Origin of the sequence: Glaciecola punicea ACAM 611 (assembly GCF_000252165.1) — a bacterium.
Classification (GTDB): domain Bacteria; phylum Pseudomonadota; class Gammaproteobacteria; order Enterobacterales; family Alteromonadaceae; genus Glaciecola; species Glaciecola punicea.
The window spans coordinates 1-7,423 of the sequence record NZ_BAET01000035.1; the positions used below are offsets into that span (position 1 = coordinate 1).

The window sequence follows — 7,423 nt, forward strand, 5'->3', positions numbered from 1 at the left end:
GGCGCAGTATTTTCAGTGACAAGAGCGGACACTAAAAATCTGCACTTATACACACCGCTTATCAACAACAATCATAAAAGATAGTTGGTACAAAGCTTCCAAATTGTCTGTAATAGTATTATCGATACAATCAAATGATAGAGTAGATGAAAGGCGGCGCAAACATGACGAAAGAGGTGAAAAAAACAATGCCGGAATTACAAAAAAATATACCCGACCATATGTCTGAAGAAATACATTATATTGACGTGCCTTTGCCAAAGCCCGGAAAGTGGGAGCAAGTTGCACCAGGGATCTTGTGGCTACGTATGCCATTGCCATTTGCTCTTGATCATATTAACTTATATCTTATTGAAGACACACTAACAGATGGCTACGTTCTAATTGACACCGGTATTGGCACGAATAAAACAAAAGAATTATGGGAGAGTTTATTAGGTGAGCTAATTAAACCGATTACAAAAGTAATTGTGACCCATATGCATCCAGATCACATTGGTATGGCCGGGTATTTAGTTGAAAAATTTCGTGTTCCCTTCTATATGTCTAACTCAGAATACTTTGTTGCAAGGGCACTCACCGCTGGTGCAATGGGCGCAAGTGACTGGCAAGATGACCAATATTTAGTACGCTGCGGTATGTCGACTGACTATGTTGCAATTGCCAAAGAAAACAGGAAATCAAGTAAGGGAATGGGTGCTGTCATTGTGCCTATTCCGCTTCAGTTTGAGCGCTTAGAAGCGGGCAACAGTTTGCTAATAGGAGAGCATAGTTGGAAAGTTATTATCGGCAGAGGACATTCACCAGAGCACGTATGCCTATATAGTGAGTCACTCAAGGTGTTAATCTCCGGTGATCAGGTGCTACCTAAAATTTCGCCTAATATTGGGGTTTATAGTACAGAGCCTAACGCCAATGCTTTACTGCAATATTTGACGACTTTGCCGCAGTTCCTTCAGCTACCCGGTGACACATTGGTGCTTCCATCTCATAAACAACCATTCTACGGATTACACTGCCGGGTTAACCAACTCTGTAATCATCACCATATGCATTTGGAAAACTTACGCGACTTTTGCAAAACGTCTAAAACAGTAGCAGATTGTTTACCCCTGATGTTCAAACGTAAGCTGGATGACCACAATATGTTTTTTGCCATCGCAGAGGCATTCTCACATCTGAATTATTTATTCTTTGCTGGAGAATGCTCGCGCGAGATTAACCAACAAGGTCACTATGTTTTTACCCTTAAATAAAAAACAAGATTAAAACATTCCGCAGCTGCGTCATATTGCACAAGCAAATTGGCGCGAAAGTGTTACATCCACACTGGCTTATCTCTAGCAACAATCAGTAAGGCACGATTGGCCTGTTCTCTGGCCAAGTATTCTGGAATAAGTGGTACTTTGTGGAAGCCTGAGGCCAATACATAGTTTATATCTGCTAAATTATGCGGTCGCATAAATACGCTTTGTTGATATACAACCTGCTGAGTCTTGCCGACGGGAAACACATAATAATTCACCCCAATTAATCCCTTCCTAATATAAATAAAACCTTTTTCAAAATGGTAGCCCCAACGCCACCAGCGTAAATACACTAAGCCAACTAATAGAGTATTGAACATAGAGAGAATGCCCCAGCCTAGAATAGTAGTTTCACCAGATTGAAGTACCACTGCGTTAACCAAAACGAGTATAGGCATAATGGGGAAAGCTAGAATGCGAATAATTAACCGTTTTGAAATACGGGTAAAGACAATACTATCGAAACGTTTAACATTAAATGCATCTTGAATTAATGCTGCTGATTCAGTGATCGTAACTGACGGCACAATGAGCTTACTTGCATTATTTATATTACCTGCCTGCCCACCGCCAACGGGCATATTCATGTTTTGTTCAAAGCGAAGATTTGTACGTTGAATAACTAGGTCAAGCCAGTCTTGCTGCTGAACAGCGACTTGAATTCTGCTAAGTCGCATACTGACTTCATGCTTAGTTAAGAGACCACTTCGGCGGATGTACCTGTCTCCTAAGCGGCTTAATTTATATTTATAAAATACAAATATCGAACCAATTACCGAGAACGAAACAACAACTAACATAACTAGCATTACGAGTGACAATACGTGTAATATAAATAAGCCAACACTGAGACTTTCGTAATCTAGATACGCCATTAAATCAATGCCAACACTTTCTAAGGCAAGGCCAATGTTCTCTCCAATAGCATTGTAGAAGGGCGCTAAAAAGCCCAAAAATATCCATACTCGGTTATTCGATATACCATGAATTACCAGATCCATTAGCGAGCGTTCGTTCAGCAATGTTTCCTTATCTTGATGCACTTCAACGCAGCCCGACTCTTTATTTAAAGTATTTGCAGGTTCATTAGTTTTTATCTGCAGTATCATCTGCTTGAAGCTCTCAGCTAGACGCAGGGGTAGTGCAACAATTTTTGCTTCCTGCTGAGCAGAGCCTGCAGTATCTAATTCAATAAACGAATATTGATTAAAGCGATAATAGAAGGGTTGAATCACCTTAACATTTTGTATCTTTTTAAACGGTAGGTCTAAATGTGACTTTTTAAATACACCCTGTTTAATTTCAACGCGCTCGTCAGTAAACTTGTAAAGGTAAAACCAATACTTAGCGATGCTGTTTATCAGAATTAGCGTAAAGAAAGCAATAAGCCCTAATGCAAGATACACTGGGTTTTCTTTGATCGTTGAATAGCCGGCTGCAAAAGCAGGAAGCGTATAAATAAGTACGCCACTTACTAAGCCATATACTGTTTTAGTAAAGAAATACAAAATAGCCAAAGGCGATACACGTGACCATTCTTGTGCGTGTGTGCGAGTTAAGTTCGCGTCTATCTCAGGTTGAGTTAGCAAGGGCTGTGTTTCGTTATTGGATTTGATATGTTCATTTTGCCTTGTTTCAGACATCGGCAGCTAAATCCTTATGATCAAGAATAAATTGACGCAGCGACACAGCGTCTTCATAAACAAGACCTGGAATATTGAATGTATGAGATACGCCGCCGGCGCTAAATACCTGTAGTGTAGCGAGGCCAGCCTGCAGCTCTATAGGCCCACGTCTAATTTCGATGTGCTGAATCCGTAAGATGGGCTGGCTGACCAAGCTTCTAAAGATTAGACCCGATTGATAATTAAGATCGTGTTCACGCAGAGCATATTGTATGAGTGGGTCGGCAAAAACGTGATAAATTAAGTTGCGCAGTGTACTAATAGCGATAAAAACGTAGCCGCCAATAACGTAAGGGCGCGCATTTTCGGGTAAATCAAAGATAATACCACTTGTGAAAAGTGTCAAAATTATGGCAAGTACAGCACCAAAACACGCCCCCCAAATTAGATTTATCTGACGATACTTAGGGGATATAGGCGTCATTGCCATAGTTGCCGTATTTATTTCAGTAACAGACAACGTTTTATTAGTAAATTCAGGTTCTACAGTAAAATTAGACGGGGTTTCAGACAAAACAAAGTATCCTTTAAATGAGCACGACGCTATCATGGGTAAAGCGCAGACTATCAAATACGTCAATGCGCTTAATTATGACCAACTTCGATACAATAACGTCCTACCGCTTTAGCCTTATACAACGAGGTGTGGTTCGTTTTACAATATCCACGAGCGCTTAATTGGTTAAAATAGACCGCTCACCAAAGTTACGTCGTTGCACAATATCACCTATCTTTGTCGTACTTTATATAAATTTGTCATTTAAGTTTATACACGTGCACCATTTTCTGTAACAATAAATATAGATAAATTAACGAATAAGTGAATAAAAAATTGGACTCGTTAAAATCTTTACATACATTTTCGCTTCACGCGCGCTGCCGCAGGATTATAAATATTGAATCGTCACGAGAATTAATAAGCACAATTAGGGCTTTAATAAACGAAGGCGATGACACAAAATACCTGATGTTAGGTGAAGGTAGTAATACAGTATTTATTGATGACTATCCACAATTGGTGCTGCTAAATCGAATTAAAGGTATACTCGTGAATGAAAATAAAAGCGAATACTTACTCACCGTAGGAGCGGGTGAAAATTGGCATAGATTAGTCGAGTTTTGCATACAACGTAATATTGGTGGTTTTGAAAATTTGGCCCTTATTCCAGGCACTGTTGGTGCATCGCCTATTCAAAATATAGGCGCTTATGGTGTCGAAATAGAAAGGTTTATTGATAAAGTTGAGTTTTTAGACACCGAGTCGCTCACCCTATGCAGCTTTAATAAAGAGCAGTGCAATTTTGGCTATCGTGACAGTATTTTCAAACAGCAGGCTCATAATCAACGTATAATAACGCGCGTTTTTTACCGCTTACCTAAAGTGTATAAACTTGAAACGAGTTACGGCTCATTGCTGCACCTGGTATTACCTAGCGCCGAGAAGGTGTTTAATGAAGTTATTGCTATCAGAAAAAGTAAGCTACCCGATCCTGCAAAACTAGGCAATGCTGGGAGTTTTTTTAAAAACCCAGTAATTGATAATAACCATCTTAATAGGCTTTTAAATATCCACAATGATATGCCGAGTTTCCGAGTAAATGAACATCAGGTAAAAATCCCGGCAGCATGGCTTATTGATAAATTGGGGTTTAGAGGAAAAAAAATTGGCAATATTGCCTGTCATGAAAATCAAGCGCTTGTGCTGGTTAATATGGGAGAAGGAGAAGGTAAAGACTTACTGACGCTAGCGCGTCAAATTCGTGACTCGGTATACAAAACCTTTGATATTGAGCTAGACAATGAGGTGCGGCTAATTGGGAAACATGGACTTGTCACGTTATGAAAAAATCACAGGCGCAAAATAAACAAGCGCTTCGCACTCAATTGCTAAATAAATTAAACGATGGCCATTTCCACCTTGGTGAAGATCTAGCTAGTGAACTAGCGCTCAGCCGCAGTGCAATTTCCGAGCAAATAAAAGCACTGAATAAGCTTGGCCTCGATATCTGCAGTATTAAAGGGCGCGGATACAAGCTAACCAATCATATTGAGCTATTGTCGCACAGCCAAATTCAAGCTGCATTGCCGGCGTCAAGTCAAGGTAATGCCTTTTTGATACAGATTGAGAATTTGGTTAGTTCAACTAACGATATTGTAAAAGCAAAATCGCACAGTGTACCCTATGTCGATTCTGGCTATTGTTGTTTAGCTGAAGCACAAAGTGCAGGCCGCGGCAGGCGCGGACGAAATTGGGTTTCGCCCTATGCCAGTAGCTTATACTTAAGCATGCTGTGGCGATTTACCGGTGGCCACCAAGCGATGACCGGGCTTAGTTTGATGGTGGGGGTAATCATTAATGAAACACTGCAATCGTTAGAGGTATTGAACTGTCAGTTAAAATGGCCAAACGATGTGTACCATGAACAGAAAAAACTAGCGGGCGTTTTAATTGAGGTTGAGGGACAAGTAGGGGCCACTACATCGGCTATCATTGGCATAGGCATTAATATAAATTTGCCCGCTAATGTGCAAGGAATAAATCAAGCTTTCACTGATCTATCCAGTATAACTAAAAAACCTATTAGCAAAAATCAATTAGCCGCTGCCCTTATTCATAAGCTTTGGCAGAATTTACCTATATTTGAGGCACACGGTATGGCGCCTTTTATGGCAAGATGGAAAGACTGCGATTTATATTACAAAAAACACATAACGATAGTTGCTGGTGATAAAATTATCACGGGCACAGGCAATGGTATTGACAATACTGGCGCACTTTTGCTTGATATTAACGGCAGTATAAAAGCTTTTCATGGCGGAGAAATTAGTGTTAGACAGGCCTAGTTTATTGCTCGATATTGGCAACAGCAGTATTAAGTATGCTTGGTATACTTTTCCTGAAGAAATTGCCGATTTACGCATATTTAGAACATCGCTAGACAGTATTGAAGCCTTACTTGAGCAGGCTGCAAACTGTTGGTTATGCAGCGTAGTAAATGAAGAAACAAGCCTTTTTATTGCAGCGCTGTGTGGCAAAGCAAAAATTCCTTTTCACCAAACGCGCACTCAAGCAGTACAGTTTGATATTTCAAATGCTTACGCACAGCCGCAAAATATGGGCGCTGATCGCTGGATGGTGATTTTAGCAGGCGCGGCACTTCGTGATAGGGGAGAGCAAACTAATTTTATTGTGATAGACGCAGGCACTGCTATAACCTGTGACTTTGTGGTTGCCAACAAACACTTAGGTGGTTGGATAGCGCCAGGACTTTCTATGGCTCGCACCGCAGTGGTTAGCCAAACTAAAAGAGTATTTGACCAAGGTCAGCTATTGGACACATTAACACTAGGTAATGACACGCCTATATGTGTTGCACAAGGTGCTCTTGCACAACTCAGCGGAATGTTATTGCAAGCATGCAACATCATGCAATCGTATTGTTCAAAATACGAGCTGTATATAAGTGGAGGAGATGCAAGAGTGCTGATCAGTACATTGGCAAAATCAGAAAATAATAGCGCGTGCGTGAATATAAATTATGTTGAAAATTTAGTGTTAATTGGGCTGGCCAAAATTGCACATCAAAATATGGCTAAAAATGATTAAAATAATGGCAAATATAGAAGCTTTTACGAGCAAGCAAACATTAATCGTAAAAAAATCTATTTATTTACCAAAAGACACTTGCGCATCATTAATCATTGCTCTAGAATCCGCACCCACTTGATGTAGTGCCGACTTAGCTCAGTTGGTAGAGCAACTGACTTGTAATCAGTAGGTCACCAGTTCGATTCCGGTAGTCGGCACCATCAATCTCTGGAGGGTTACCCAAGCGGTCAACGGGATCAGACTGTAAATCTGACGGCTCAGCCTTCGCAGGTTCGAATCCTGCACCCTCCACCACCTTTTTGAAAAAAAGTTGGTCAGAGAAACTTCGGGAATGCGAGCATCGTATAATGGCTATTACCTCAGCCTTCCAAGCTGATGATGCGGGTTCGATTCCCGCTGCTCGCTCCACGATGCTGATATGGCTCAGTTGGTAGAGCGCACCCTTGGTAAGGGTGAGGTCGGCAGTTCGAATCTGCCTATCAGCACCATTCTTTGATTACTTTTTTTAATATTAACTTTGCTGGGAAAAGACAATGGCAAAAGCAAAATTTGAACGTAAAAAACCGCATGTTAACGTTGGCACAATTGGCCACGTTGACCACGGTAAAACAACGCTAACTGCGGCTATCAGTACAGTTCTAGCAAAAACATACGGTGGCTCTGCCTCAGCGTTTGACCAAATTGATAACGCACCAGAAGAGCGCGAGCGCGGTATTACTATTAATACCTCACACGTCGAATATGACACGCCTAACCGTCATTATGCACACGTTGATTGTCCTGGTCACGCCGATTATGTAAAAAACATGATCACCGGTGCT

General features: G+C 40.9%; 7 protein-coding genes and 4 tRNA genes. 9 read left to right on the top strand and 2 right to left on the bottom strand.

Translation table 11 applies throughout. The features are described from left to right. The first annotated feature begins 188 nt into the window (after positions 1–188). Positions 189–1,256: an MBL fold metallo-hydrolase gene (locus GPUN_RS13505; protein WP_051987365.1), complete on the top strand. Its 1,068-nt coding sequence runs from the start codon at positions 189–191 to the stop codon at positions 1,254–1,256. Between the two features lie 62 nt (positions 1,257–1,318). On the opposite strand, the gene GPUN_RS13510 is transcribed toward GPUN_RS13505, so the two are convergent. Continuing rightward, the gene (locus tag GPUN_RS13510; RefSeq protein ID WP_006007821.1) at positions 1,319–2,950 is read right to left on the bottom strand and encodes a PH domain-containing protein; all 1,632 of its coding nucleotides are present in this window, start codon (positions 2,948–2,950) and stop codon (positions 1,319–1,321) included. Next, the gene (locus tag GPUN_RS13515; protein ID WP_006007823.1) at positions 2,943–3,506 is read right to left on the bottom strand and encodes a PH domain-containing protein; all 564 of its coding nucleotides are present in this window, start codon (positions 3,504–3,506) and stop codon (positions 2,943–2,945) included. Before GPUN_RS13515 ends, GPUN_RS13510 begins: the two co-directional genes overlap by 8 nt. 306 nt (positions 3,507–3,812) lie before the next feature. On the opposite strand from GPUN_RS13515, the gene murB reads away from it, so the two are divergent. From murB to GPUN_RS13555, 8 genes are all read left to right on the top strand, one after another. Next, the gene (murB, locus tag GPUN_RS13520; protein ID WP_006007825.1) at positions 3,813–4,835 is read left to right on the top strand and encodes a UDP-N-acetylmuramate dehydrogenase; all 1,023 of its coding nucleotides are present in this window, start codon (positions 3,813–3,815) and stop codon (positions 4,833–4,835) included. Beyond that, on the top strand, positions 4,832–5,836 hold the full coding sequence (birA, locus tag GPUN_RS13525; RefSeq protein ID WP_006007827.1) for a bifunctional biotin--[acetyl-CoA-carboxylase] ligase/biotin operon repressor BirA: 1,005 nt from the start codon (positions 4,832–4,834) through the stop codon (positions 5,834–5,836). Before murB ends, birA begins: the two co-directional genes overlap by 4 nt. Further along, on the top strand, positions 5,805–6,599 hold the full coding sequence (locus GPUN_RS13530; RefSeq protein ID WP_040521235.1) for a type III pantothenate kinase: 795 nt from the start codon (positions 5,805–5,807) through the stop codon (positions 6,597–6,599). The genes birA and GPUN_RS13530 overlap by 32 nt, the downstream gene beginning before the upstream one ends. A gap of 127 nt (positions 6,600–6,726) precedes the next feature. After that, positions 6,727–6,802, top strand: a tRNA-Thr gene (locus tag GPUN_RS13535). A gap of 9 nt (positions 6,803–6,811) precedes the next feature. Further along, positions 6,812–6,896: transfer RNA gene (locus GPUN_RS13540), tRNA-Tyr, on the top strand. 39 nt (positions 6,897–6,935) lie between these two features. Further along, positions 6,936–7,010, top strand: a tRNA-Gly gene (locus GPUN_RS13545). Between the two features lie 4 nt (positions 7,011–7,014). Next, positions 7,015–7,090: transfer RNA gene (locus tag GPUN_RS13550), tRNA-Thr, on the top strand. Positions 7,091–7,135: 45 nt separating this feature from the next. Continuing rightward, the coding region (locus tag GPUN_RS13555) for a GTP-binding protein (protein WP_040521236.1) at positions 7,136–7,423 on the top strand (288 nt) is incomplete at its 3' end.

What these genes read in the sequence shown, in the direction of transcription:
- GPUN_RS13505 (WP_051987365.1), top strand. Translation starts at nt 189, where the DNA reads ATGCCGGAATTACAAAAAAATATACCCGACCATATGTCTGAAGAAATA.
- GPUN_RS13510 (WP_006007821.1), bottom strand. Translation starts at nt 2,950, where the DNA reads ATGTCTGAAACAAGGCAAAATGAACATATCAAATCCAATAACGAAACA.
- birA (WP_006007827.1), top strand. Translation starts at nt 4,832, where the DNA reads ATGAAAAAATCACAGGCGCAAAATAAACAAGCGCTTCGCACTCAATTG.
- GPUN_RS13530 (WP_040521235.1), top strand. Translation starts at nt 5,805, where the DNA reads ATGGCGGAGAAATTAGTGTTAGACAGGCCTAGTTTATTGCTCGATATT.